Genomic DNA, 23,654 nt, shown 5'->3' with positions numbered 1-23,654 from the left:
TGTCGTTCAAGCCGCCGAGGGCTTCAAGGTGCCGGCAACTGCCTCGGCCACAGCGCCCACAGCCGCAGCGGCTGGTTCACGCTCGCGGCCAGCCGGCCGGCTTCCGCGCCGGTGCCGGCGAAGTAGTCGGCGCGCACGGCGCCCAGGATGGCGCTGCCCGTGTCCTGCGCCACCACCAGCTTCTGCAGCTGCGCGGTCGGGCCGTTCGATGCGAGCCACACCGGCGTGCCGTAGGGAATGCTCTCGCGGTCGACCGCGATGGAGCGCCCCGCCGTCAGCGGCACGCCCTGCGCGCCGCGCGGGCCGAAGGCGGCGTCGAGCTCGCTCATCGTCTCTTCGCGGAAGAACACGTAGCGCGGGTTGCTCCACAGCAGCTGCGACACGCGCTGCGGGTTCTGCGCCACCCAGGCCTTGGTGTCGTCGGGCCACTTGCCGACCTTGGCCACACCCTGGCCCATGAGCCATTGCTGCACGCTGCGGTAGGGCTGCTCGTTGGTGGCCGCGTAGGCCACGCGCACGGTGTGCTGGTAGCCGTTGGCCTCGGTGATGCGCAACCGCCCCGAGCCCTGGATGTGCAACATCAGCGCGTCGATGGGGTCGGCCATCCAGGCGATCTCGCGACCGCGCAGCGCGGCCTGGGCCTCGGGCAGGGTCTCGATCTCCTGGCGCGTGAACCAGGGGCGCTTGGGCACGAGGCCGTCGGGCGCCTGGTACAGCGGCACGCTGAAGCCGGCCGAGGGCACGCGCGAGGCTTCGTACACAGGCTCGTAGTAGCTGGTGAGCTTGCCTTCGCTCTGGCCCGCGAGCGATTCGACGCGGTAGGGCTGCAGCCGGTCGGTCATCCAGCGGCGCTGCTCCTCGGGCGTGGCGATGGCGAGCTGGCGCACCTCGCGGCACAGCGGTGCGAAGGCGGCGTTGGGGCGTGCGCAGTTGGCCAGCAATGCAATCCACGCTTCGTGCAGCGGGTCTTCGCTGAAGCCCGGCAGCTCGGCCCAGCCCACGGGCACCCAGCGGCTTTTCGGATGCGCGAGCGATCCGGTCAGCGGACCGAGGTCGCGCGGCGGGGTGACGGTGGGTCGGGTGGGGGTGTCGGGGGCGCGGGGGCCGAGGGAACAGCCGGCAAGCGTTGCTACGATCGCAAGCCCCACCAGCCACTGGAGTCCATTTCTCATGGGTTTGATTCTGCTTGAAGCCCTCGCCGCGGGACTCGTCCTGATCTTGATCATCTGGTGGACCATGTTTTCCGGGCGCAACAAGGGTGAACTGCATGACGAGCCCGACGCCGATGCCGAGAGCTCGGACCGCGATCCCCCGCCCAAAGTGTGAATTGCTCGTGTAGCCGCACGGCGCGCCCCGCTGTCGGACAAGCACCCTATTGCTACAACTTTAGTAGCAATCATCGCAGCATTCACGGGCGATGGCGAAAGTTTTCTTATTTTCCGTAGGGCTTTGAGCACGTACCATCGCGTACCCGTCGAGGGCTAAGCTGTGGCCCGTTTGATTCAACCTGGAAAGGCATCGCCATGAAAAAGTTCGTTCTTGCAACCACCGCAGCTGCCCTCGTCCTGTCCGGCTGTGCCGGCGGAATGACCGACACCCAGCGCAACACCGGCATCGGTGCCGGCATCGGCGCGCTCGGCGGCGCAGCCATCGGCTCGGCCACCGGCGGCAACCGCGGTGCCATCGGCACGGGCGCGGTGGTCGGCGCGGCAGCCGGCGCACTCGGCGGCTACCTGTGGTCGCAGCGCATGGAAAACCAGAAGCGCCAGATGGAAGCCGCCACGCAGGGCACCGGCGTGGCCGTGACGCAGACGGCCAACAACGAGCTGAAGCTCGCCATTCCGAGCGACGTGTCGTTCGACGTGGGCCGCTCCAACATCAAGTCGAACTTCGCGCCCGTGCTCGACCAGTTCGCCAACGGCCTGCGCAACAACCCGAACGCCGAGGTGCGCATCATCGGCCACACCGACAGCACCGGCTCCGACGCCATCAACAACCCGCTGTCGGTGGACCGCGCCGCCAGCACGCGCGACTACCTGGTGGCACGCGGCGTGAGCGCTGCGGCCTTCCGCATCGAAGGCCGTGGCTCGCATGAGCCGGTGGCCGACAACAACAGCGACGCCGGCCGGGCACAGAACCGCCGCGTCGAGATCTACGTGGGCGAGCGCGCACAGCGCGGCTGATCGCAGCCCCACCGGGAAACCGGCCGCCCTATCGAACGGCCGGTTCCCGCTTCAGTTTTCATTGGTCCAAGCAGAGGGAAAATTCATGAGGAAGTTTGTTGTGTCTAGCGCGGCCCTGGCCGCTGTGTTGTTCATCGCGGGGTGCGCATCGTCGACCCCGCCGGCCGAAGCACCGGCCGCACAGCAGGCCGCACCGGCCAACAGCTGGACCGCCCGCCTGGACGCGCTCAAGGCCGAGCTCGAAAGCTCCACCAAGGGCACCGGCGTGGTGATCGAGCAGACCGCCGACAACCAGCTTCACGTCGTGATCCCGAATGAACTCTCGTTCGACACGGGCCGCGCCAACGTCAAGCGCAACCTCGCGCAGGTGCTGGACAAGGTCGCCGAAGGCCTGAAGAGCGCCACCACCGCCAGCCTGCGCGTGGTCGGCCACACCGACAGCACGGGCAGCGAGGAAGGCAACGAGCGCCTCTCGGTGAGCCGCGCCGACAGCGTGCGCAACCACCTGGTGGGCCGCGGCGTGTCGACCACCGTGATCACCACCGACGGCCGCGGCTCGCGCGAGCCGCTGGCGGACAACGGCACGGCCGCCGGCCGCGCGCAGAACCGCCGCGTCGAAATCTTCGTCGCCGAGAAGATCTGAGCGCAGGTGCTGCGCGCACCCCGCGCGGCACCGTGAGGAAATCCCGCATGAGGGCACGGCACCGCCGGCCCTAACATCGCGCGGCCTGCACGCGGCGCGCGCACCGCGCGCCGGGCGGACACGAGAGGAAACTCCGATGAACGCCATCGCGCCGGCCCCATCGAGCGTCGCATCCCACTTTGCCCCGGACATCATCGCCGCGGGCACCGGTGCGCAACCCCAGTACCTCGTGACCGGCGGCGACCAGCTGTTCGCCGCCCGCTGGCAACAGGACGCGTGCTGGCTGCCCTTCCACGGCGCGGCGCATCACGTGCTGGTGCTGCACGAGAACGGCAGCACCGCGGTGCGCAAGTACGAGCGCGGCAAGCTCGTCGCCTCGCGCTCGCGGCTGGGCAGCGTGAGCTTCATCCCCTGCGACGGCACTGAATGGGAAATCGGCGGGCGCTGCGGCGTGGTGCACCTGTACATCGGACAGGCGCTGATCGCGCGCGTCGCGGCCGAGGAAGACCTCGGGCCGGCGGTGGAGATCGACCCCTTCTTCGCGATCCGCGACCCCTGGCTGCAAGGCTTCTTCCAGATGCTGGTGAGCGAGGTGGAGCTGTACGGCGCCGTGCCCCTGAGCCCCGATTCGCTGCTGCTCTCGCAGAGCCAGCACCTGCTGGCGCATCACCTCGTGCGGCGCCACTCCGCGTCGGGCCGCGGTGCGCTGCTGCACACGGAGAGCACGCGCCGGCAGCCGGCCCTGACCCCACAGCAGTTGCGCCGGGTGACCGAGCACATCGACGCGCACCTGGCCACGCCACTGAGCCTGGCCGACCTGGCCGCGCTGGTGCACCTGTCGCAGGACCACTTCATCCGCAGCTTCAAGGCGGCCAGCGGCATGGCGCCCTACCAGTACCTGCTGCGCCGCCGCCTGGAAGGCGCCGCCGAACTGCTGCGCACCAGCGACCTGCCCATCGAGGCCGTGGCCCAACGCATGGGCTTTGGCAGCCCCGCGTACTTCTCGACGCGCTTCCGTGCGTTCCTCGGCGTGACACCAAGTACCTACCGCCGCATGCGCTGAACGGCGCTGCAACTTGCGCAAAAGCGCGCCGCTTTCGACATCCCGTGCTTCGTTCGGGCCGACAGGCCATGGCGTGAGAAGCCGCTCCTAGACTGGCTTGGCAGGCCGATCCCGGCCGCATCACCCACGGAGACACCATGACCCTGACCGCCCTGAAAGCCACCCCGCCGGCCAGCGCCGCCCACGCGCGCATCACGCTGCCCTATCCGAATTTCCAGAAGCTCGAAAGCTATCCATGGAAGCCGTGGGTCATGCCCGGCGTGGCCTACAAGCTGCTGAGCATCAACCGGCGCAGCGGCGGTTTCACCTGCCTGCTGAAGGTCGATCCCGGCACCGAGGCGCCGGTGCACCACCACCTGGGCGCCATCGAGGTGATCGTGCTCGAGGGCGACATCTACTACGAGCGCAACGACATCGGCCGCCCGGGCGACTACATGCACGAGCCCGCCGGCGACATCCACCAGCCGCGCTCCGACGGCGGCTGCGTGCTGTTCTGCGTGTTCGAGGGCGCCATTGCCGGGCTGGGCGAGGACGGCAACGTCGTCGGCATCGTCGACGGCCGCAGCATGCTGGAGATGGCCACGCGCGACGGCGCGGCGCAACACGTGCACAGCTGAGGCCCTAGAGATCCCGCAGGCGGTTGGCCAGCTCCACCGCCGACTTCACTTCCATCTTCTCGAACACGCGCGCCCGGTGGACCTCCACCGTGCGCACGCTGATCGCGAGCTGGTCGGCGATGAGCTTGTTCGGCAGGCCCTCGACCACGAGGCGCATCACGTCGCGCTCGCGGTCGGTCAGCTCGGCGATGCGGTCGGCCAGGCCGCGGCGCACGCGCTGCACTTCGAGGGCGCGCTGCGACATGCCCAGCGCCTGCTCGATGCGGTCGACCAGCGCGTTGTCCGAGAACGGCTTCTCGCAGAAGTCGAAGGCCCCGCGCTTGACCGCCTCGACGGCGGTGGGCACGTCGGCATGGCCGGTCAGGAAGATCACCGGCATCTCGGCCAGCAGGCCGCGTTCGGCCAAGCGGTCGAACAGCACCAGCCCGCTCATGCCGGGCATGCGCACGTCCAGCAGCAGGCAACGCGGCTGGTCGGGCAACGTGGCCTCGTCCAGGTACTGCTCGAAGGCCTCGGCGCTGCCGAAGTGCTCGCTGGCCAGGCGGCGCGAACGCAGCAGCCAGGCCAGCGCCTCGCGCACGCTGGCGTCGTCGTCCACGATAAAGATCAAGCCATCGATCAGCGGTTGCATGCCATGAGGTCCAGCGGAACAGAGAAAACGAAGAAGAAAAAGGCGGCTATCCCGCAGCCGGGAGCGTAAACCTGAAGACGGTGCCCCGGGGGCGGTTGGGCTCGAACATCAGCGCGCCGCCATGTTGCTCCACCACGGTGCGGCACAGGCTCAGGCCCAGGCCCATGCCGTCGGGGCGCGTGGTGAAGAAGGGCGTGAACAGGCGCGCCGCCACCTCGTCGCTGATGCCGCAGCCCAGGTCGGCCACGGAGAACTCGAGCCAGCGGCGGCCGTCGGCCGGCGCGGTGGCGCCCACGGGCAGGGCACGCGCCACGCGCAGCCGCAGCAGGCGGCTGCCGGTGTTGTCGGGGCTGTCCATGGCCTGCATGGCGTTGCGCGCCAGGTTCAGCAGCACCTGCTCGACCAGCGTGCGGTCGCACACCACGGCGGGCAGGCGCTCTTCGCAGACGATCTCGATCGTCACGTCGAGCTTGCGCGCCTGCAGCCGCACCAGCGGCAGCACGGCGTCGATGAGCGCCCGCGGCGCCACGGCCTCGCGCATGCGGTCGCGCCGGCGCACGAAGTCGTGCACGCTGCGGATCACCTGGCCGGCGCGGTCCGCCTGCTCGGCGATGCGCTTCACGGCCATGGCCACCTCGGCCTGTTCGCCCTGCACCTCGGGCCCGAGCAGGTTGAGCGAGCCGGTGGCGTAGCTGGCAATGGCGGCCAGCGGCTGCGTGAGCTCGTGGCTCAGCAGCGAGGCCATCTCGCCCACGGTGGCCAGGCGCGCGCTGGCCTGCAGGCGCTCCTGGCTGGCGCGCGAGAGTTCTTCGACGCGGCGCTGCTCGCTCACGTCGATGAAGGCGCTCATCCAGCCGGTCTGCACCCTGTGCGCGTTGATCAGCGGCGCCTCGAAGATGAGCACCGGAAAGCGCGTGCCGTCCTTGCGCATGAAGACCGACTCGAAGCCCTCGCGCGGCGGCAGGCCGCCCGCGAAGCGGCGCGTCTGGCGCAGGTGGTATTCGTGCGCCAGCTCGGTGGGCCAGTACGGCGCCTCGACGCTGTCGGCCATGAGCTCTTCGGGCGTGAAGCCGACCATCTCGCAGAAGGCCGGGTTGACGTAGGTGATGCGCCCCTGCAGGTCGCGCGCGCGCAGGCCGGTGATGACCGAGTCTTCCATCGCCTTGCGAAAGGCCAGCGCGTCGGCCAGGTCGCGCTCGGCGCGCAGGCGCCGGCGGGTGTCGCGCGCCAGCAGGATCAGCACCGACACGAGCGCGATCGAGATCGCCGTGACCAGCGCCGTGAGCATGTTCGGGAACAGGTCGGGCGCGGCGCGCCAGCCGTCCACGCGCAGCATCAGCGAGGCGCCCGGCAGGTCGATGCGCTGCTGCGAGGTGAACACGCGCGTGCCGATGCGCCGCGAAGTGCCCAGCGCCACCAGCCGCGTGCCGTCGGCCTCGGTGAAGGCGACCTCCTGGCCGCGCGTGAGCGTGGGGCCGACCAGCTCGACCAGCGTGTCGCGCAGCGAGTAGCTGGCCACCAGGTAGTCGCCGGCGTCCATCGGCAGGCACAGCTCCATCACCTCGACACCGCCGCCGCCGGCCACGGGCACGTAGTGGCTGGGCGAGTAGGCGGGCGCGCCGGCCTTGCGCGCGGTGGTGCAGGCCAGCGTGACGTCGGACTGCGCGGGGCCGCGGTTGCTCTCCTCGAGGATGCGCGTGCGGTAGGGCGTGTTCACGGCCTCGATGGGTTGCAGCTGCGCATCGCGCCATTCGAGCCGCAGCCATTCGCGGTGCTCGCGCAGCTGCGCCGCCGCGCGGTCGGCCCAGTGCGTGCGCTCCATGCCCGGCGCCAGCGTGGCGCGCAGACTCTGGGCATTGCGCTGCAGGCCGCTGCGCAGGTCGACGACGGCGTCGGCCGTGTCGCGCTCCAGCGCCGCCTGCACCTGCTCGACCTCGTGCCGACCGGCCAGCCACACGACGGTGACCAGCAGCGCCAGCACCAGCACCGCCAGCAGCAGCCAGAGAAACCAGCGCTGCCACAGCGAGCGCAGGCGCGCGAAGGCGATCCACACCCGGCGCTGCCGCGATGGCTCGGGCGGCTGCGGCGGCGGTGCGGGAACGTCGAGCGCCTCGTCGGCCATCGTCAGGCGAGCACGCGGTGCGACAGCGCGGGCAGCTGGGCGCGCGTGCGCTCGACCTGCCGGGCATCGAGGTCGAACAGCACCACGCCCTCTTCGGCGGCCTGCTGCGCCACCACCGTGCCCCAGGGGTCGATGACCAGCGACTGGCCCCAGGTCTGGCGGCCGTTCTCGTGCGTGCCGCCCTGCGCCGGCGCGACCACCCAGGCCAGGTTCTCGATGGCACGGGCGCGCAGCAGCACCTCCCAGTGGGCGGCGCCGGTGGTGCGCGTGAAGGCGCTGGGCACCAGCAGCAGGTCGGCGCCCTGCCCCGCCAGCGCGCGGTACAGCTCGGGAAAGCGCAGGTCGTAGCACACGCTCATGCCCACGCGCCAGGCGTGGCCGTCGCGCGAGGGCAGCTCGAACACCACGGGCTGCGCGCCGGGCGCGATGACGCGGCGCTCGTCGTAGCGCTCGGTGCCGTTGTCGAAGAAGAACAGGTGGATCTTGTCGTAGCGCGCCACGCACTTGCCTTCGGGCGAGAAGGCCAGCGAGCTGTTGAAGACGTGGTCGGCGTCGTCGCTCTCGATGGGCAGCGTGCCGCCGACGATCCACAGGCCGAACTCGCGCGCCGCGTCGGCCAGGAAGCCCTGCACCGTGCCGGCGCCGGCGGTTTCGCGCAGGCCGAGCTTGTCGGTGTCGCGCGCGCCCATCATGCAGAAATACTCGGGCAGCACCGCGAGCTCGGCGCCGTCGCGCGCCGCCTGCCCGAGCAGGGCGTGGGCCCGCACGAGGTTGGCTTCGCGGGCGATGGCGGACACCATCTGGATGGCTGCGACTTTCATTGCGTGGTCTCCATTTTTTTGCCTTCCCCCGCTGTCGATGCGCCCGGCAGGCCGGGCAGCAGCTGCAGCGAGCGCGGCACCTTGGCGATCTTCGGGTCGGCCCAGGTGCCTTCGACGTGGAACTCCTGCGTGGCGGCCGCCGCGAGCGGCTTGCTCAGCACCCACTGCGCGAGGAAGGTGCCCAGGCCGATGGCCGGGTTGATGGCCGTGGCCACCAGCGCGGCGGTGCCGGCGTTGATCTCGGGCACCACCACCACGCGCAGGTTCTGCGTCTCGCGCACGATGTCGGCCGAGCCGTCCATGAGCGCGGCGGCGTTGACGCCCTTCATCTGCAGGTTGTTGGTGCTGGCGATGCCCTTGTTGATCTTGGCGTCGCCGCGGATGAAGTCGAAGGCGAAGCCCTGGCTGAACACGTCGCGGAAATCGAGCGTGAGCCGGCGCGGCAGCGCCTGCAGGCTCAACACGCCCAGCAGCTTGGCCAGGCCGGGGTCGGCCTTGAGAAACTGGCCCTGCTCCACGTCGACCTGCAGCTGGCCGCCCAGGCTCGGGTAGTCGAGCGAGAACGGCGAACCGCGCCAGTTCACCTCGCCCTCGAGCCGCCCCTTGCCGCGCCGCAGCACGCCCGGCATGCCGAAGCGCGTGAGCAGGTCGCCGGCGTCGGCGATGTCGAGCTTGAAGTTCATGGCCGTGCGGCGCTGGCCGGCGCTGGCGCCCGCCGGTGCGGCCCAGGTGCCCTTGGCGGTGAAGGTGGCTTCGGGCACGCTGAACGCGAGCTTGTTGAGCAGCCATTCGCGCCCGCCGCGGTTGACGGCGTCGATCTCGGCGCGGCCCAGGTGCTTGCCGAGCAGCTCGAAGTCGTCGACCACGATGTCCAGCGCCGGCAGGGTGCCCGGTTGCTCGTCGAGCAGGGTCTCGACCTGCGTGGCCTCGGCCGGCGCGATCTTCAGCCGCGCGAGCCGCGCGTAGAGCCGGCCGGCCTGGCTGTGGCTGTACTCGGCGTAGCCGCTCAATTCGGTGGCGTCGACGTTGGCACGCCACAGCGTGCCGTCGCGCGTGCCGCCAAGCACCACGTTGTGCAGGGTGCGGCCCGCGATGCCCAGCTGCTGCGCGCGCACCGCGATGCGCGTGGGCAGGTAGGCCAGGTCGGGATCGTCGGCCCGCTCGCTGCCGGCGACCACCGCCGCGGTGCCCACCAGCGTCTGCCAGGCGCCCATGTCGAGCTTGGCGATGTTGACGTTGGCGAACACGCCCCGGTCGGACGGCAGCGCCGTCTCGCCCGGCGCCAGCCCGATGCCGATGCCGCCGCGCAGCACGCGCGCCTCGCCCGTGGCCGACAGCTCGCGCACGTACTGCACCGAGCCGATGCGGCCGAGTTCGAGTGTCAGCTGGTCCTGCGTGGCATGGCGGGTGTCGCGCGCCAGCACTTTCTTTTCGATGCGCAGCGGCATCTGCTCTTCGGCCGTCTTCACGAGCGGCGTCGGCAGCTGCAGCGCCAGCCCCTGCAGGCTGCTGGTGAGCGAGAACTCGGGCGTGTCGTCGCGCATCGAGAAGGTGGCGGCGTAGGGCGTGCTGCCGGTGGCGTGCTTGGCCAGGCGCGCGAGCCAGTCGACCTCGCGCGCGCCGCGCAGGCCTTCGGCGCTGGCGGTGCCCTGCGCCTTCAGTGCCAGTTCGCGCTGCGGTCCGCTGAAGCGGCCCTTGCCTTCGACGCGCACGTCGCCGCCCAGCAGGCGGGCCTGCACGCCGGCCAGCGAGAAGCCGGTGTCGGTGAAGCTGAGCGTGCCGCGCGCCTGCGTGAACGGCGGCGCCTCGGGCACCACCTGCAGCTCGTTGTCGGCCAGCGTCACGGTGGCCTGCACCTTGGTGCTGTTGACGTTCTCCAGCGGAAGGTCGAGGCGCAGCTTGTAGTCGGCCGAGCCGGTGGCGCGCGCGCGCTGCAGGAAGGGCCCGGCCTCGCCAGCCAGCGGCGCGCCCGCGCGCAGCACTTCGCCCAGCGGGCCCTTGGCCTGCGCGTCGACGCGCAGCAGCGCGGCGTGGTGCGACATGTCGGCGATCTGCGCCTCGGCCTTCGTGATCTCGACGCCGGGCGCGCCCGCGATGCGCCCGCGCGCGTTGCGCACCAGCATGCCCGCGCGCTCGAACACCAGTTCGCCCGACACGCCGGTGAGCGCCGGCCACACGGGCGGCGGCGCGGCGGGCGGGCCGGTGCGCGACGCCGGGGTCGCGGTGGCGGCGGCCAGCGACGGCGGCACGTAGGCGTAGTGCACGTCCGACACCTTGGCCGCGATGCGGAACTCGCCCTGCTTCGGGTCCATGAAGGGCATGTCGTGCAGGTCGCCGCGCACGCGGAAATCGACCGTGCTGGCGGTGCCCTTGACGACCGACTCGCGCACGTAGTCGCGCGTGTGCTGCGGAATGTCGAGCGGCAGGTAGCGGAACACGCGGGTGCCGTCGGCGCGCGTGAGCTTGCCCTGCAGGTCGAGCACGCCGGGGTGCTGCGCGCGGCTGCTCGAGGTGGCCGGGTCGCTGGTGCGCCAGCTGGCCTCGGCCTCGCCCTCGGCGTCGGCGTTGGCGAAGCGCAGCTTCGACATCTGCACCTGCATGGCGCCGTTGTCGAGCTTCCACTGCAGCTGGGTCGAGAGCCGGTCGATGGGGATCTCCGGGTCTTCGAACACGCCGGGGAATTCGAGCGAACCCTTGGCGATCGCCAGCGTGGCGGTGCCGCCGGTGTGGCTGGCGTCGAAGTCGAGCGTGGCGCCGCTGAGGCCGGGCGTGCCCGGATGAATGCGGGGCGGCGCGGCTGGCGCGCCGGCCGGTGCCGGGGGGCTCGGCGTGGTCGCGGCCGGCGCCGGCTGCGACGCCACGCGCAACCCGCTGACCCGGCCCTTGGCCTGGTAGCGCGCGATCGCGTCGGGCGCGCCCTGCCAGTTCACGTCGATGCGCTCGACCAGCCCGCGCGGCGCATAGGCGCCCAGCACGCGGTGGGTGGCCTCGCCCAGCGGCAGGCGGTCGGCGATGAGCGCCAGCGCCGCCAAGTCGAGCCGGTCGGCCTTCAGCGCGCCGTGCTCGGGCGTGCGGCCCTTGGTCGGCGTGTGCTGCAGCCACAGGTTGCCGCCGGGCCAGCGCAGGCCGTCGACGGTGTCGAACTGCAACGCGGTGGTCGAGAACTCGAAGGTGTCTGCGTTCATCTGCCCCGCGAGCCGGCCGGTGACGGCGCGCAGCACCAGCGGCTGCAGCCCCTTGCCGAGCGAGGCGTCGATGCGGTTCAGCCCGAGGTCGGCGGCGCCGCCGACGATGCGCCCGTCGTCCACGTCGGCCCACACGCGCAGCGCGCCGTTGCCTTCGCGGATGCGCGCGTCGAGCGAGACGTACTGGCCCAGCCGGGTGACGTCGATGTAGGGCAGGTCGGCATAGAGCTGGCCGTCCCAGGTCTGCCAATGGCCGCTGCGCAGCGACAGCAGCGGCTGGCGGAACTGGCCGCGCAGCGTGAAGCGCTCGCCCCAGCCGGCCGGCGGCGTGGCGTCCAGCCGCAGGCCGTGGCGGCGCGCGCCGTTGCGGGACACGAAGCGCACGTCGGTCAGCAGCAGGGGTTCGGCACCGCGCTGCTCGTCGGTCCAGCGCACGGTGCCGCCTTCGATGACGAACTCGCGCTGCGCGAAAAACCAGTCGGCGGCGCGGGTTTCTCCGGTCGTGTCGGTCTCCATGTGCAATCCAGCCACATGGAGTTTTCCCTGAGTGTCGCGGCGCACGTCGAGCTGCGGACCCTCGATATAGAGCTGCTCGAAATTCAGGCGCCAGAGCGACCGCGGCGACACGCTCGCCACCACGCGCACGAGGCGAAGGGCCTCGCGTTGGTCTGCGTCCTGCAGCACCACGTCGCGCAATTCGAAGGCCGGGAATAGCCCTTCGGAGCGGGCGGTGATGGCGCCGATGCGCACCGGGACACCGATGGCCTTGCTAGCCTGCGCCTCGAGTGCACCGCGAAAATCGCCGATTCGCGGCACAATCCACGCGTGCAGGACCACGACTGACAGCGCCAGCAGAAGCCACGCAGCGAAGAGCAGACCCAATAGCCAGCGCGCTGTCACAGCGGTGATTTGGAGCAGACGTGAAGGGGAAGACGCCGTGTCGTTCATTGAGGATCGCGCTGTGTCGGGAATTATGACCGCCAGCCTAGAGCCGGGTTCCGCGCCAACCCACACCAGTGTGAATCAGTTGCCATCCAATCCGACGCCTTCCGCGTTTTCTTCCAGTTCCCGATTCGTCCAGCGGCTGCGCCGCCGCTATGCGGCCGAGCTTGAATTGCTGCCGCCCGGCGAGCCCCGGCGCGAATCGATGACCGTCGCCTACGACGCCCTGCGCGCACGCGGCGTGGCCGTGGGCGATGCGTTGCGCATCGTGCGCCAGCTCACGATGGAACGTCTGGTCACACTCGACTGCGACCAGCAGGCCCCGCTCGCGGTGGTGACCACCGCCGTGACCGAGTTGGCCGAACTGGCCCTGGACATCGCCTGCCAGGACGCCTGCCATGAACTCGACGCCCAGCACGGCGCGCCGCTCGGCCCCGAAGGCCAGCGCTCGCAGCTGTGGGTGATCGGCATGGGCAAGCTCGGCGCACGCGAACTCAATGTGTCGAGCGACATCGACCTCATCTACCTGTACGACGTGGACGGCGACACGGCCGGCGATGCCGACGGGCGCGGCAAGCTGTCGAACCAGGAATACTTCGCGCGGGCCGTGAAGCGCATCTATGCGCTGGTGGGCGACGTGACCGAGCACGGCTTCGTGTTCCGCGTCGACCTGGCGCTGCGGCCCAACGGCAACTCGGGCCCGAGCGTGGTCTCGCTCGACGCGCTCGAAGAGTATTTCCAGGTGCAGGGCCGCGAATGGGAGCGCTTTGCCTGGATGAAGAGCCGCGTGGTCGCGCCGCGCACCGTGGTGCTCGGCGGCCAGGCCCAGGCGCTGCGCAACGTGGTGCTGCCCTTCGTGTTCCGCCGTTATCTGGATTACAGCGTGTTCGACTCGCTGCGCATCCTGCATCGCCAGATCCGCGAACAGTCGGCACGCCGCAGCGCCGGACGCCCCGAGCGGGCCAACGACGTGAAGCTCTCGCGCGGCGGCATCCGCGAAATCGAGTTCACCGTGCAGCTGCTGCAGGTGGTGCGCGGCGGCCAGTTCCCCGAACTGCGCACGCGCCCCACGCTCGATGCGCTGCAGCGGCTGGCACGCGCCAACCTCATGCCGCAGGACACGGCCGACACGCTGGCCGCGGCCTACGAGTTCCTGCGCCGCGTGGAGCACCGCATCCAGTACCTGGACGACCAGCAGACGCACGTGCTGCCGGTCAACGACGACGACCTGCGCTGGATCGCGCAGTCGATGGGTTATGCCGACTGCTGCCCCTTCCTCGAACAGCTCGACACGCACCGCGAATTCGTGGCCCAGGAGTTCGACAAGCTGCTGGGCGGCGAGAAGCCCTGCAACGGCAAGTGCAACGGCAAGAAGGCCGCCGCGCCCGCCGACCTGGCCGATCTGCTCGACGACCTGCCGCCTGTGTTCGCCGAGCGCATCCGCGACTGGTGCGAGACGCCGCGCGTGCTCGCCCTGCGCGAGGAAACCCGGGGCCGCCTGCGCCAGCTGGTGCAACGCACCGGGCAGTGGCTGAAGGAGCCCGACGGGGACGGCGCGGGACAGACGCCGCGCCATGTCGACGCCGCCATGCGCTGGGCCGACTGGATCGAGCCGCTGATGCGCCGCGAGAGCTACCTGGCGCTGCTGGTCGAACGCCCCGCCGTGCAGGAGCGCCTGCTGCGCCTGCTGGGCGCCGCGAAATGGCCGGCGCGCTACCTCATGCAGCACCCGGGCGTGATCGACGAGCTCGCGAGCGACGAAATGCTCTCGGGCCGCTTCATCGCCGACGAATTCGAGCGCGAACTCGAAGCACGCCACACCTCGCTCACCCGCACCGGCGAGGCCGACGAAGAGCGCCTCTTGAACCTGCTGCGCCACGCCCACCACGCCGAGGTGTTCCGCACGCTGGCGCGCGACGTCGACGGCCGCATCACCGTCGAGCAGGTGGCCGACGACCTGAGCGCGCTGGCCGACACCACGCTGCGCGTGACCGCGCGCTGGTGCTGGCCGCATGTGCGCAACCGGCACCGCGAGGTGCCGCAGTTCGCGATCATCGGCTACGGAAAACTGGGCGGCAAAGAACTGGGCTACGGCAGCGACCTGGACATCGTGTTCGTCTACGACGATGACGACGAGCGCGCCGGCGAGGTCTATGCGGCCTATGTGCGCAAGCTCATCAACTGGCTCACGGTGAAGACGCGCGAGGGCGACCTGTTCGAGATCGACACCGCGCTGCGGCCCAACGGCAACTCGGGCCTGCTCACCACCAGTTTCGAGGCCTACGAAAAGTACCAGCTCGGTCGCGGCAGCAACACCGCATGGACCTGGGAGCACCAGGCCATGACGCGCGCGCGCTTCGTGCTGGGCAGCGCCGACCACGGCGCCGAACTGGGCGCGCGTTTCGACCAGGTGCGCGAGGCCGTGCTGGTGGCCCCGCGCGACCGCGAGTCGCTGAAGGCCGAGATCATCGGCATGCGCAACAAGCTGCGCGGCGCCCGCCCCGTGAAGGCCGACCGCTTCGACGTGAAGCACAGCCCCGGCGGCATGGTCGATGCCGAGTTCGCGGTGCAGTTCCTGGTGCTGTCGGCCTCGGGCGCGCACCCCGAGCTGATCCCCAATCTGGGCAACATCGCGCTGCTGCTGCGCGCCGAACAGGCCGGGCTGCTGCCCGAAGGCGTGGGCCGCGACGCGGCCAAGGCCTACCGCGAGCTGCGCCGCGTGCAGCACACCGCGCGTCTGAACGAAGAGCCGACACAGGTCACGCCGCCCGCCCTGAGCGCGGAACGCGACGCCATGCTGGCGCTGTGGAAGGCGGTCTTTGGCTGACGGCGTCCTCGCTTCCCGCGCGCTGACGGCCTGCGCCCTGGCCGCCGCGCTCGTGCTGGCCGGCTGCGCCAGCGGACCGCGCAGCAGTGGTGACGGCGTCGCCAGTGGGCGCGACGGCCCCGGCAGCAACATCCCGTCGGACCTCGACCGCGTCCCCGACGCCGAGCCCCGCATCGAGCCGATCCGCAGCAGCGGCGGCACCAGCAAGCCCTACACAGTGCTGGGCCGCGGCTACCAGCCGATCACCGACGACCGGCCGTTTCGCGAATCGGGCATCGCCTCGTGGTACGGCCGCAAATTCCATGCAGCTTCCACCGCCAGCGGCGAGCCCTACGACATGTACGCCATGACGGCCGCGCACAAGACGCTGCCGCTGCCGAGCTACGTGCGGGTGCGCAACCCGGCCAACGGGCGCGAGGTGATCGTGCGCGTGAACGACCGCGGCCCCTTCGTGGACGGCCGCGTGATCGACCTGAGCTACACGGCGGCGCTGAAGCTCGACCTGCTGCGCGGCGTGGCGCCGGTGGAGATCGAGCGCATCACCAACGACGACATCCGCACCGGCGCCTGGCGCCGCGACGCGGGCACGGCCTATGCAGCGGCACCTGCGCCTGCGCCCGTCCGGGTGGCGGCGGCGCCGGTGGCCGTGCCGTCGGCCTGGGTCGCGCCGATCGCGATGACCGCCGCTGCAGCCCCCGCCGCGACGATGCCCGTGGCACCGCAGACGCCGGTGATGGCCGCTGCGCCGTCGGAGCCCGAGCCACCGGCCGGCCCGCGCGAAGCGATGGTGGTGACGGACCTCGCGCCGCTGGCCCCACTCGCTGCGCCCTCGGCGCCCTCGGCGCCTTCGTCCGCCGCTTCCGGCTTCTGGGTGCAACTCGGCGCGTTCCGCGAGCGCGACGGCGCCGAGAGCCTGAGAAACCAGGCCGCGCGCGGCCTGCCCACGCTGGCGCCGCAGCTGCGCGTGTTCAGCGAAGCCGGCACGCACCGCCTTCAGGCCGGCCCGTTCCCGTCGCGCAATGCGGCGGGCGAAGCCGTCACGCAGCTGCGCGACAGCCTGCGCATCGCACCGATGGTGGTCGAGCGGCGCTGAGATTCAGGGCATGGCCTTGGCCACGACCTGCGAACGCAGGCCCACGCCGAGGCGGTTCCACGCATTGATCTGCGCCACGGCGAGCGAGAGTTCGACGATTTCCTGGTCGCTGAACACGGCCTTCAGGGCTTCGAACTCGGCATCGCGATCGGCGTGGTGGTCGGCCAGGCGCGTGAGCGTTTCGGCCCAATCGAGTGCCGCACGCTCGCGTTCGTTGAACAGGCTCACCTCGCGCCAGGTGGCCAGGCTGTTGATGCGCTGCCAGTCTTCGCCCTGCACGCGCAGGTCGCGCACGTGCATGTCCAGGCAGTAGGCGCAGCCGTTGATCTGCGAGACGCGGGCAAAGACGAGGTCGATCAGCACCTTGCCGAGCGTGCTCGACTCGAAGCTGCCGTTGACGGCGATCATGGCCTGGAAGGACTTGGGGGCGAACTTGGTCCAGGCGAGACGGAGGGCGGGGGCTTGGCTCATGAGATGTACTCCAGGGTGGTTGAAGGAAAACAGCGAAATCTGCTTGCTACACCCTGAAGACGCGCCAGCCGTCGGCCCTGTGACAGGCCGCGCGATTTTTTTCCTCAGGCGCCCCGTTTGGCCGCGAACAGCTGCGCGATGCGCGCCAGCTTGTCGGGGTTGCGCTGGGCGCGGATGCGCACGATGCGCTCGCCCTCGATCTCGAAGGTCTGGGCCGATTCGAGTTCGCCGTCCAGAAAGCGCAGCATCCCGGGCTCGCCGTTGAGCTCGACCAGCTCCATGTGCACGCCGGCGCCCATGCGGCGCCAGAGCGAGAAGTACAGCTGCGCCAGTCGCTGGCTGCCGCGCAGGATCTTGCTGAAGGTCTGCACCTTGCCCCCGCCGTCGCCGATGAGTTCGACGTCTTCGGCCATCAGCGCCTTCAGATCCTGCATGCTGCCGCGCGCGGCGGCGTCGGCGAAGGCGCGCAGCAGGCGCTGGTGGGTGTCGCGCGAGACCTGGAAACGCGGGCGCGCCTCCTGCACCTGGGCCTTGGCGCGGTGCACCAGCTGGCGGCAGGCGGCCTCGCTCTTGCCCAGGGTCTGGGCGATCTCGTCGTAGTCGGCGTCGAACACCTCGCGCATGAGAAAAGCGGCGCGCGCCTCGGGCGCCAGGCGCTCGAGCACGGCCAGGAAGGCGACGGAGATGTTGTCGACGCGCTCGAGCGTTTCCTCGGGCGTGTCGGGCGACCCGGTGAGCGTGGGCTCGGGCATCCACGGGCCGATGTAGTGCTCGCGCTGGACCTTGGCGCTGCGCAGCCGGTCGATCGACAGGCGCGTGACGACGGTCACGAGCCAGGCTTCGGCACTGTCGAAACTGGCCTTGTCGGCCTCGTGCCAGCGCAGCCAGGCGTCCTGCACCACCTCTTCGGCCTCGGCGACGGAGCCGAGCATGCGGTAGGCGATGCCCTGGAGGCGGCGGCGGTGGCTGTCGAAGGTGAGGGTCAGGTCGTCCATGCCCGATTAGACGTTTGACGTCGCCGTGTTGTGACAGCCCGCGCCCAAAAAAAATCGCCCCGGCATGCGGGGCGATTTTCTAGATCTTGGGAGCGGCTCAGGCGCCCTGGTATTCGGGCTTGGGGCCCAGCGTGGCCGAGACTTCCTTGCGGTAGCGGTTCAGCTCCTGCACGGTCTTGAAGCTGCGGTTCATCAAGAGGCTCAGGTTGTGCAGGATGCGCTCGCCGACCTTGGTTTCCCAGACGGCGTCGAACTTGATCTGCTTGTCCAGCCAGTGCTCGAGCCAGTCGGGGTCGGGCATGCGGCTCTGGATGGTGTCGTTCGGGAACAGTGCCTTGTTCACGTGCAGGTTGGTCGGGTGCAGCGCCTGGGCCGTGCGGCGCGCGCTGGCCATCAGCACGCCGACCTTGGTGAAGGCGGCACGGGCTTCGTCGCCGAACTTTTCCATGGCGCGCTTCATGTAGCGCAGGTAGGCGCCGCCGTGGCGGGCTTCGTCCTGGCTCAGCGTGGTGTAGATGTGCTTGATGACCGGCTCGGTGTGCCACTGGGCGGCGCGGCGGTACCAGTGGTTCAGGCGGATCTCGCCGCAGAAGTGCAGCATGAGGGTTTCGAGCGGGGGCGCCGGGTCGAAGTCGAAGCGCACCTCGTGCAGCTCCTGTTCGGTGGGCGCGTGCTGCGGGCTGAAGCGCTTCAGGTACTCCATGAGCACCAGCGAGTGCTTCTGCTCTTCGAAGAACCAGATCGACATGAACGCCGAAAAGTCGCTATCGTGCCGGTTGTCGCGCAGGAACATCTCGGTGGCCGGCAGCGCCGACCACTCGGTGATGGCATTCATCTTGATGGTCTGCGCCTGCTCTTCGGTCAGCAAGGAAGCGTCGAACGACTGCCAGGGAATGTCCTTGTCCATGTCCCAGCGGACGGATTCGAGTTGTCTGAAGAGTTCCGGGTAGAGCATCAAAGTCTTTCAATGGCCGCCGATTTTAGTCGGGCCGTTTGGCGCGCCCGTGACAGACGCGCGATGATGTGCTTACGCGCGCGCTTGCGCCATAGATGCACACCCCCTTTTCGATCCAGGAGCCCGTCATGCGAACCCCCGCCCGATCGTCGATGCTGCGACGTTGCGCCACGGCCTTTTCACTCGGGGCGGGCCTTGTGGCCGCCCTCCCGGCGGGTGCCCAGACCGCCCCCGCCGCGCCCGTGGTGGGCGCTGCGGCGGGATGCCCGGCGATCCTGCAGCACAGCTTCCCGCGGCTGCAGGATGAAAAGCCCCAGAACCTTTGCCAGTACTCCGGAAAAGTGGTCCTGGTGGTCAATACGGCCAGTTTTTGCGGCTTCACCCCGCAGTACAAGGGGCTGGAGGCGCTGGACATGAAGTACCGCGCCCGCGGCCTCGTGGTGCTGGGCTTCCCGTCGAACGACTTCTCCCAGGAATCGGGCTCCAACAAGGAGATCGCCGACTTCTGCGAAAGCACCTTCGGCGTGAAATTCCCGATGTTCGCCAAGTCGGCCGTGCGCGGCACCGACGCCAACCCGCTGTTCAAGCAGCTCGCGCAGGCCTCGGGCACGACGCCGAAGTGGAACTTCTACAAGTACCTGATCGGGCGCGACGGCAAGGTGGTGCAGGCCTGGTCGAGCATGACGGCGCCGGACGAAACCGGCTTCGTGAACGTCATCGAGAAACAGCTCGGGCCAAATTAAGACTGATCAGTTCACAAAAATACGTATCGGTAATATTATTTGCCGATGCGTCCCTCTCACTGTGAACTGCACGTCACAAACGTTTACCACTCGACGGGGAACCGTGCGCCAAAACCCGCGCTCATACTTGGCGTGGGCGGCCAAGGCCCACAGGTTTTCATGTTGCGAGGTCTTCCGGGCGCCTGCCGTCCGGTTGAAATCCCGAGGCGATTCTTCTCCTCCTCCCTCCCTCCCTCCTTCGTGTCGGGGCGCCTCGCAGCATTTTTGTCTTCCCGCCGGAACCGGGGCTTGCGATGACGCAGCGCCCCACCGGCCCTCCCCGCATCGCCGTGATCGGTGCCGGCATCTCCGGCCTCGCAGCCGCCCATGCGCTGCAGGGCACGGCCCACGTCTCCCTCTTCGAAGCCAGTGACTACTTCGGCGGCCATGCGCACACGGCCACGATCGAGCTGCCGCGCTCGGCGCACGATGCCACGCGCGTCGCGCACGGCGTGGACACCGGCTTCCTGGTCTACAACGAGCGCACCTACCCGCAGCTGATCCGTCTCTTCGCCGAGCTGGGCGTGGAAACCGCCGCCTCGGACATGTCGTTCTCGGTGCAGGCGGTGCGCGACAACGGCCAGCCGCTCGAATGGAGCGGCAGCCACCTGGGCACCGTGTTCGCGCAGCGGCGCAACCTGCTCGACACTCGCTTCCTCGGCATGCTGCGCGACCTGCTGCGCTTCAACCGCCTGACCACGCGCATCGCCGAGGCGGGCACCGAAGGCGAACTGGCACAGCCGCTGGGCGCCTTCCTCGACACCCACCGCTTCGGCACCGCTTTTCGCGACTGGTACTTCCTGCCGATGATGGGCTGCATCTGGAGCTGCTCGACCACGCAGATGCTGGCGTTCCCGGTCGCGACCATGATCCGCTTCTGCCACAACCACGGGCTGATCCAGATCGCGAACCGCCCGGCCTGGCGCACCGTGCGCGGCGGCTCGCGGCATTACGTGGAGAAGATCGTCGCCGGCCTGCCCGACGCGCGCCTGCGCACGCCGGTGCGGCGCATCGTGCGCGACGACGACGGCGTGCGGGTGTCGACCGACGCGGGCACCGAGGTGTTCGACCACGCGATCCTGGCCACGCACACCGACCAGTCGCTGGCCCTGCTCGGCGACCCCGACCCGGCCGAGCTGGCGGTACTCGACACGATTCGCTACCAGCGCAACCACGCCGTGCTGCACACCGACGCCTCCGTGCTGCCGCGCCAGCGCGCGGCCTGGGCCGCCTGGAACTACCAGCGCAGCGCCACGGGCGACGACGAGGCGGGCCGCGTCTGCCTGCACTACCTGCTGAACAAGCTGCAGCCGCTGCCCTGGGAACAGCCGGTGATCGTGTCGCTGAATCCGGTCGGCGAGATCGCGCGTAGTCGGGTCATGGCCGAATACGACTATGACCACCCGGTGCTGGACCTGGGCGCGATCCGCGCGCAGGCCGAGGTGCCCGCGCTGCAGGGCCGGCGCCGCACCTGGTTCGCGGGCGCCTGGATGGGCTACGGCTTCCACGAAGACGGCCTGAAGGCCGGGCTGGCCGCCGCCGAGGGCGTGCGGACGCGGTTGGCCGGCGGCGAGGCGGCCCCGGCAAGGCGCGCAGCATGACCTCGCCGGTGCAGGCCGTGCCGTACCTGGGCTTCGGCGAAGTCCGGCACACGCGCCTGCGCCCCGCGCACCACGCCTTCGTCTACCCGACCTTCTTCCTGATGCTGCCGATGCGCACCCTGCGCACGCACGGCAGCGCGCAGCTGGCGCTGAACCGCCCGGCCGCACTGTCGTTCCACGACACCGACCACGGCGACGGCCGCAGCCCCGCACAGGGCGGCGCGCTGGCCTGGCTGGACGCGCTGCTGGCCGAGCACGGCATCGACGATGCCGACGGCGAGGCCTGGCTGCACTGCTATCCGCGCGTGTTCGGCTACACCTTCAAGCCTGTGAGCTTCTGGTACTGCCACACGGCGCGGGGCGCGCTGCGCGCCATCGTGGTCGAGGTGAACAACACCTTCGGCGAACGCCACTGCTACCTGCTCGACCAGCCCGGCTACGGCGTGGAACTGCGCGCCGCCAAGGCCTTCCACGTCTCGCCGTTCTGCCGGGTCACGGGCGACTACCGTTTCCGTTTCTTCATCGATGCCGCGCGCACGCGCACGGTGGTGCGCATCGACCACGACGATGCCGACGGCCCGTTGCTGCAGACCAGCGTGAGCGGCGAGCTCGCGCCGCTGAGCCCAGCCCTCGTGCGGCGCGCGCTGTGGCGCTACCCCGCCATGACCGTCGGGCTGATCGCGCGCATCCACTGGCAGGCCGCGAAGCTGTGGCTCAAGCGCGTGCCCTTCATCGCCAAGCCGGCACCGCCGCTTTCCTTCGTGTCGCGCGACACCCCTTCCTCCCCGCAGCAGCACCCATGACACCGACCACCACCACCGCCCCGGGCTTCCCCCTCGCGCTGCCGCAGGACGCGCCGCGCGCCGCGCGCACCGTGCTCGGCCTGCTGCAGCGCCTCACGCACGGCTCGCTCACCGTGCGGCTGCCCGACGATTCGGTGCGCCACTTCGGCGCCGCGCCCGGCAGCAGCACGCTCACGGCCTCGCTCACGCTGCGCAACTGGGAGCCCTGCCGGGCCGCGCTGCGCTCGGGCGACATCGGCTTTGCCGAAAGCTACATCGCGGGCGACTGGGGCACGCCGAACCTGGTCGAACTGATGCAGGTGGTCATCGCCAACCGGCGCGCGCTCGAGGACGTGGTCTACGGCCACTGGCTGGGCCGCCTCGCGTACCGGCTGCGGCACCGCCTGAACCGCAACAGCCGCGCGGGCAGCGCGCGCAACATCCACGCGCACTACGACCTGGGCAACGCCTTCTACGCGGCCTGGCTCGACGAGACGATGAACTATTCGGCTGCCTGGTTCGAGGGCGACCTGGCGCGCCCGCTGCCCGAGGCGCAACGCGCCAAGGTGGCGCGTGCGCTCGACCGGGCCGGCGTGAAGGCGGGCGACCGCGTGCTCGAGATCGGCTGCGGCTGGGGCGCGCTGGCGGAAATGGCGGCGCGCGAATTCGGCGCCTCGGTGACCGGCGTGACGCTGTCCACCGAGCAGTTGGCCTATGCCCGCGAGCGCACCGCGGGCCTGCCGGTCGACCTGCGCCTGCAGGACTACCGCGACATCAGTGACGCGCCGTTCGACGCCATCTGCTCCATCGAAATGGTCGAGGCCGTGGGCCGCGACTACTGGCCGGCCTATTTCCAGGCCGTGCACCGCCTGCTCAAGCCGGGCGGGCGCGCCTGCGTGCAGACCATCGTGATCGACGACCGGCTGTTCGAGCGCTACATCGGCGCGACCGATTTCATCCAGCAGTACATCTTCCCGGGCGGCTGCCTGCCCTGCCCGCGCGAGTTCCGGCGCGCCGCCGAGGCGGCCGGGCTGGAGGTGGTGAACGAATTCGCCTTCGGCGCCGACTACGCCGAAACGCTGCGGCGCTGGCGCGAGCGCTTCCTCGCGCAGCGCGCCACGGTCCTGCAGCAGGGCTTCGACGAACGCTTTCTGCGCATCTGGGAGTTCTACCTGGCCTACTGCGAGGCCGCGTTCCTGCAACAGAGCACCGACGTGGTGCAGTACACGCTGCGCAAGCGGCCCGCTCCGCCGGCCGGCTGAAACGCCATGAAAAAAGCGCCCTCGGGCGCTTTGTCGTTTCAGGGCTGGGTGTCGATGAAGCTCGGCCGCAGCATGAGCTTGTCGTACAGCCTGGCCAGGTTGGCGTGCTCGCCGCGCCAGTCGATTTCGGGAAAACGCAGCCCCAGCCAGCCCAGCGCGCAGCCGACCGCGATGTCCGACAGGCTCAGGTGGATGCCGCTGCAGAAGGGCTTGTCGCCCAGGCCCTTGGCCATGGCGGCCACGCCGGCCTGGACCTTGACGCGCTGGCGCTCGATCCAGGCGGCGCTGCGTTCGCCGTCGGCGCGGCCGGTCCAGGTGGCTTCGAGGCGCCAGAGCACGCCGGCGTCCATGACGCCGTCGGCCAGCGCTTCCCAGGTCTTGACCTCGGCGCGTTCGCGGCTTTGCTGCGGAATGAGCTTGCCCACGGGCGACAGGGTGTCGATGTATTCGACGATGACGCGCGAGTCGAACATCGCCTCGCCGCCTTCCATGATCAGGCACGGCACCTTGCCCAGCGGATTCGAATGGGCGATCGTGGTGTCGGCGGACCAGACGTCTTCGATCACGAACTGGTAGTCGAGCCGCTTTTCGGCCAGCACCACGCGCACCTTGCGCACATAAGGACTGGCGGCGGATCCGATCAGTTTCATGAAGGCTCTCTCCCCATCGTCTGTTAACG

At 70.1% G+C, this 23,654-nt stretch carries 20 protein-coding genes; 11 read left to right on the top strand and 9 right to left on the bottom strand.

Annotated features, from left to right (window positions below):
- Positions 1-23: 23 nt before the first annotated feature.
- Complete coding sequence (gene mltA, locus AC07Q9_RS18520) at positions 24-1,172, bottom strand: murein transglycosylase A (protein ID WP_495311186.1); 1,149 nt, start codon at positions 1,170-1,172, stop codon at positions 24-26.
- Between mltA and AC07Q9_RS18515 the strand changes: the two genes are divergently transcribed.
- The 5 genes from AC07Q9_RS18515 to AC07Q9_RS18495 all read left to right on the top strand — a co-directional run bounded on the left by AC07Q9_RS18515 (position 1,171) and on the right by AC07Q9_RS18495 (position 4,506).
- On the top strand, positions 1,171-1,326 hold the full coding sequence (locus AC07Q9_RS18515; protein ID WP_180288602.1) for a hypothetical protein: 156 nt from the start codon (positions 1,171-1,173) through the stop codon (positions 1,324-1,326). The genes mltA and AC07Q9_RS18515 overlap by 2 nt on opposite strands.
- Positions 1,327-1,523: 197 nt before the next feature.
- The gene (locus AC07Q9_RS18510) at positions 1,524-2,183 is read left to right on the top strand and encodes a YiaD family glycine zipper/OmpA-like lipoprotein (protein WP_062480790.1); all 660 of its coding nucleotides are present in this window, start codon (positions 1,524-1,526) and stop codon (positions 2,181-2,183) included.
- Positions 2,184-2,268: 85 nt separating this feature from the next.
- Positions 2,269-2,826, top strand: coding sequence for an OmpA family protein (locus AC07Q9_RS18505; RefSeq protein WP_489060665.1), 558 nt, complete (start codon positions 2,269-2,271; stop codon positions 2,824-2,826).
- Positions 2,827-2,962: 136 nt separating this feature from the next.
- On the top strand, positions 2,963-3,889 hold the full coding sequence (locus AC07Q9_RS18500) for a helix-turn-helix domain-containing protein (protein WP_495311185.1): 927 nt from the start codon (positions 2,963-2,965) through the stop codon (positions 3,887-3,889).
- A gap of 137 nt (positions 3,890-4,026) precedes the next feature.
- Positions 4,027-4,506 carry a 2,4'-dihydroxyacetophenone dioxygenase family protein gene (locus tag AC07Q9_RS18495; RefSeq protein WP_492682183.1) on the top strand — a complete coding sequence of 160 codons (480 nt, stop codon included), beginning with the start codon at positions 4,027-4,029 and terminating at the stop codon, positions 4,504-4,506.
- Positions 4,507-4,510: 4 nt separating this feature from the next.
- Here AC07Q9_RS18495 and AC07Q9_RS18490 read toward each other — a convergent pair whose 3' ends face one another.
- The 4 genes from AC07Q9_RS18490 to AC07Q9_RS18475 are packed head-to-tail and all read right to left on the bottom strand — an operon-like array spanning position 4,511 to position 12,213.
- Positions 4,511-5,137, bottom strand: coding sequence for a response regulator transcription factor (locus AC07Q9_RS18490; RefSeq protein ID WP_492682181.1), 627 nt, complete (start codon positions 5,135-5,137; stop codon positions 4,511-4,513).
- A gap of 46 nt (positions 5,138-5,183) precedes the next feature.
- Complete coding sequence (locus AC07Q9_RS18485) at positions 5,184-7,259, bottom strand: sensor histidine kinase (protein ID WP_495311184.1); 2,076 nt, start codon at positions 7,257-7,259, stop codon at positions 5,184-5,186.
- A 2-nt stretch (positions 7,260-7,261) separates the two neighbouring features.
- Entirely contained in the window at positions 7,262-8,080 is an 819-nt protein-coding gene (locus AC07Q9_RS18480) for a carbon-nitrogen hydrolase family protein (RefSeq protein WP_095747289.1), read from the bottom strand.
- A complete protein-coding gene (locus tag AC07Q9_RS18475; RefSeq protein WP_495311183.1) occupies positions 8,077-12,213 on the bottom strand; it encodes a YhdP family protein in 4,137 nt (1,378 codons plus the stop codon). The genes AC07Q9_RS18480 and AC07Q9_RS18475 overlap by 4 nt, the downstream gene beginning before the upstream one ends.
- A 25-nt stretch (positions 12,214-12,238) precedes the next feature.
- Between AC07Q9_RS18475 and glnE the strand changes: the two genes are divergently transcribed.
- Positions 12,239-15,034: a bifunctional [glutamate--ammonia ligase]-adenylyl-L-tyrosine phosphorylase/[glutamate--ammonia-ligase] adenylyltransferase gene (glnE, locus tag AC07Q9_RS18470; RefSeq protein ID WP_495311182.1), complete on the top strand. Its 2,796-nt coding sequence runs from the start codon at positions 12,239-12,241 to the stop codon at positions 15,032-15,034.
- Positions 15,027-16,127 (top strand): septal ring lytic transglycosylase RlpA family protein, encoded by a 1,101-nt coding sequence (locus AC07Q9_RS18465; RefSeq protein ID WP_495311181.1) that lies wholly within the window; start codon positions 15,027-15,029, stop codon positions 16,125-16,127. The genes glnE and AC07Q9_RS18465 overlap by 8 nt, the downstream gene beginning before the upstream one ends.
- A 3-nt stretch (positions 16,128-16,130) precedes the next feature.
- On the opposite strand, the gene AC07Q9_RS18460 is transcribed toward AC07Q9_RS18465, so the two are convergent.
- From AC07Q9_RS18460 to AC07Q9_RS18450, 3 genes are all read right to left on the bottom strand, one after another.
- On the bottom strand, positions 16,131-16,598 hold the full coding sequence (locus AC07Q9_RS18460) for a carboxymuconolactone decarboxylase family protein (protein ID WP_062475252.1): 468 nt from the start codon (positions 16,596-16,598) through the stop codon (positions 16,131-16,133).
- A gap of 104 nt (positions 16,599-16,702) precedes the next feature.
- On the bottom strand, positions 16,703-17,593 hold the full coding sequence (locus AC07Q9_RS18455) for an RNA polymerase sigma-70 factor (protein ID WP_495311180.1): 891 nt from the start codon (positions 17,591-17,593) through the stop codon (positions 16,703-16,705).
- A gap of 97 nt (positions 17,594-17,690) precedes the next feature.
- Positions 17,691-18,548 (bottom strand): ferritin family protein, encoded by an 858-nt coding sequence (locus tag AC07Q9_RS18450; RefSeq protein WP_095747294.1) that lies wholly within the window; start codon positions 18,546-18,548, stop codon positions 17,691-17,693.
- Between the two features lie 128 nt (positions 18,549-18,676).
- On the opposite strand from AC07Q9_RS18450, the gene AC07Q9_RS18445 reads away from it, so the two are divergent.
- From AC07Q9_RS18445 to AC07Q9_RS18430, 4 genes are all read left to right on the top strand, one after another.
- A complete protein-coding gene (locus AC07Q9_RS18445) occupies positions 18,677-19,291 on the top strand; it encodes a glutathione peroxidase (protein WP_489060649.1) in 615 nt (204 codons plus the stop codon).
- Between the two features lie 293 nt (positions 19,292-19,584).
- Entirely contained in the window at positions 19,585-20,931 is a 1,347-nt protein-coding gene (locus AC07Q9_RS18440; protein WP_495311179.1) for an NAD(P)/FAD-dependent oxidoreductase, read from the top strand.
- Complete coding sequence (locus tag AC07Q9_RS18435; protein ID WP_495311177.1) at positions 20,928-21,734, top strand: DUF1365 domain-containing protein; 807 nt, start codon at positions 20,928-20,930, stop codon at positions 21,732-21,734. The genes AC07Q9_RS18440 and AC07Q9_RS18435 overlap by 4 nt, the downstream gene beginning before the upstream one ends.
- The gene (locus AC07Q9_RS18430) at positions 21,731-22,975 is read left to right on the top strand and encodes a class I SAM-dependent methyltransferase (RefSeq protein WP_495311176.1); all 1,245 of its coding nucleotides are present in this window, start codon (positions 21,731-21,733) and stop codon (positions 22,973-22,975) included. The genes AC07Q9_RS18435 and AC07Q9_RS18430 overlap by 4 nt, the downstream gene beginning before the upstream one ends.
- 38 nt (positions 22,976-23,013) lie before the next feature.
- Here the strand turns inward: AC07Q9_RS18430 and AC07Q9_RS18425 are convergent, their stop codons facing one another.
- A complete protein-coding gene (locus tag AC07Q9_RS18425; RefSeq protein WP_495311175.1) occupies positions 23,014-23,625 on the bottom strand; it encodes a glutathione S-transferase N-terminal domain-containing protein in 612 nt (203 codons plus the stop codon).
- Positions 23,626-23,654: the final 29 nt, after the last annotated feature.

The organism is Variovorax sp. GW821-FHT09A10 (assembly GCF_059418385.1).
This window is presented reverse-complemented; position numbering and strand designations above follow the sequence as displayed.

What these genes read in the sequence shown, in the direction of transcription:
- AC07Q9_RS18515 (WP_180288602.1), top strand. Translation starts at nt 1,171, where the DNA reads ATGGGTTTGATTCTGCTTGAAGCCCTCGCCGCGGGACTCGTCCTGATC.
- AC07Q9_RS18435 (WP_495311177.1), top strand. Translation starts at nt 20,928, where the DNA reads ATGACCTCGCCGGTGCAGGCCGTGCCGTACCTGGGCTTCGGCGAAGTC.
- AC07Q9_RS18440 (WP_495311179.1), top strand. Translation starts at nt 19,585, where the DNA reads ATGACGCAGCGCCCCACCGGCCCTCCCCGCATCGCCGTGATCGGTGCC.
- AC07Q9_RS18490 (WP_492682181.1), bottom strand. Translation starts at nt 5,137, where the DNA reads ATGCAACCGCTGATCGATGGCTTGATCTTTATCGTGGACGACGACGCC.
- AC07Q9_RS18445 (WP_489060649.1), top strand. Translation starts at nt 18,677, where the DNA reads ATGCGAACCCCCGCCCGATCGTCGATGCTGCGACGTTGCGCCACGGCC.
- AC07Q9_RS18495 (WP_492682183.1), top strand. Translation starts at nt 4,027, where the DNA reads ATGACCCTGACCGCCCTGAAAGCCACCCCGCCGGCCAGCGCCGCCCAC.
- AC07Q9_RS18475 (WP_495311183.1), bottom strand. Translation starts at nt 12,213, where the DNA reads ATGAACGACACGGCGTCTTCCCCTTCACGTCTGCTCCAAATCACCGCT.
- AC07Q9_RS18485 (WP_495311184.1), bottom strand. Translation starts at nt 7,259, where the DNA reads ATGGCCGACGAGGCGCTCGACGTTCCCGCACCGCCGCCGCAGCCGCCC.
- AC07Q9_RS18500 (WP_495311185.1), top strand. Translation starts at nt 2,963, where the DNA reads ATGAACGCCATCGCGCCGGCCCCATCGAGCGTCGCATCCCACTTTGCC.
- glnE (WP_495311182.1), top strand. Translation starts at nt 12,239, where the DNA reads ATGACCGCCAGCCTAGAGCCGGGTTCCGCGCCAACCCACACCAGTGTG.
- AC07Q9_RS18460 (WP_062475252.1), bottom strand. Translation starts at nt 16,598, where the DNA reads ATGAGCCAAGCCCCCGCCCTCCGTCTCGCCTGGACCAAGTTCGCCCCC.
- AC07Q9_RS18450 (WP_095747294.1), bottom strand. Translation starts at nt 18,548, where the DNA reads ATGCTCTACCCGGAACTCTTCAGACAACTCGAATCCGTCCGCTGGGAC.
- mltA (WP_495311186.1), bottom strand. Translation starts at nt 1,172, where the DNA reads ATGAGAAATGGACTCCAGTGGCTGGTGGGGCTTGCGATCGTAGCAACG.
- AC07Q9_RS18430 (WP_495311176.1), top strand. Translation starts at nt 21,731, where the DNA reads ATGACACCGACCACCACCACCGCCCCGGGCTTCCCCCTCGCGCTGCCG.
- AC07Q9_RS18510 (WP_062480790.1), top strand. Translation starts at nt 1,524, where the DNA reads ATGAAAAAGTTCGTTCTTGCAACCACCGCAGCTGCCCTCGTCCTGTCC.
- AC07Q9_RS18505 (WP_489060665.1), top strand. Translation starts at nt 2,269, where the DNA reads ATGAGGAAGTTTGTTGTGTCTAGCGCGGCCCTGGCCGCTGTGTTGTTC.
- AC07Q9_RS18455 (WP_495311180.1), bottom strand. Translation starts at nt 17,593, where the DNA reads ATGGACGACCTGACCCTCACCTTCGACAGCCACCGCCGCCGCCTCCAG.
- AC07Q9_RS18480 (WP_095747289.1), bottom strand. Translation starts at nt 8,080, where the DNA reads ATGAAAGTCGCAGCCATCCAGATGGTGTCCGCCATCGCCCGCGAAGCC.
- AC07Q9_RS18425 (WP_495311175.1), bottom strand. Translation starts at nt 23,625, where the DNA reads ATGAAACTGATCGGATCCGCCGCCAGTCCTTATGTGCGCAAGGTGCGC.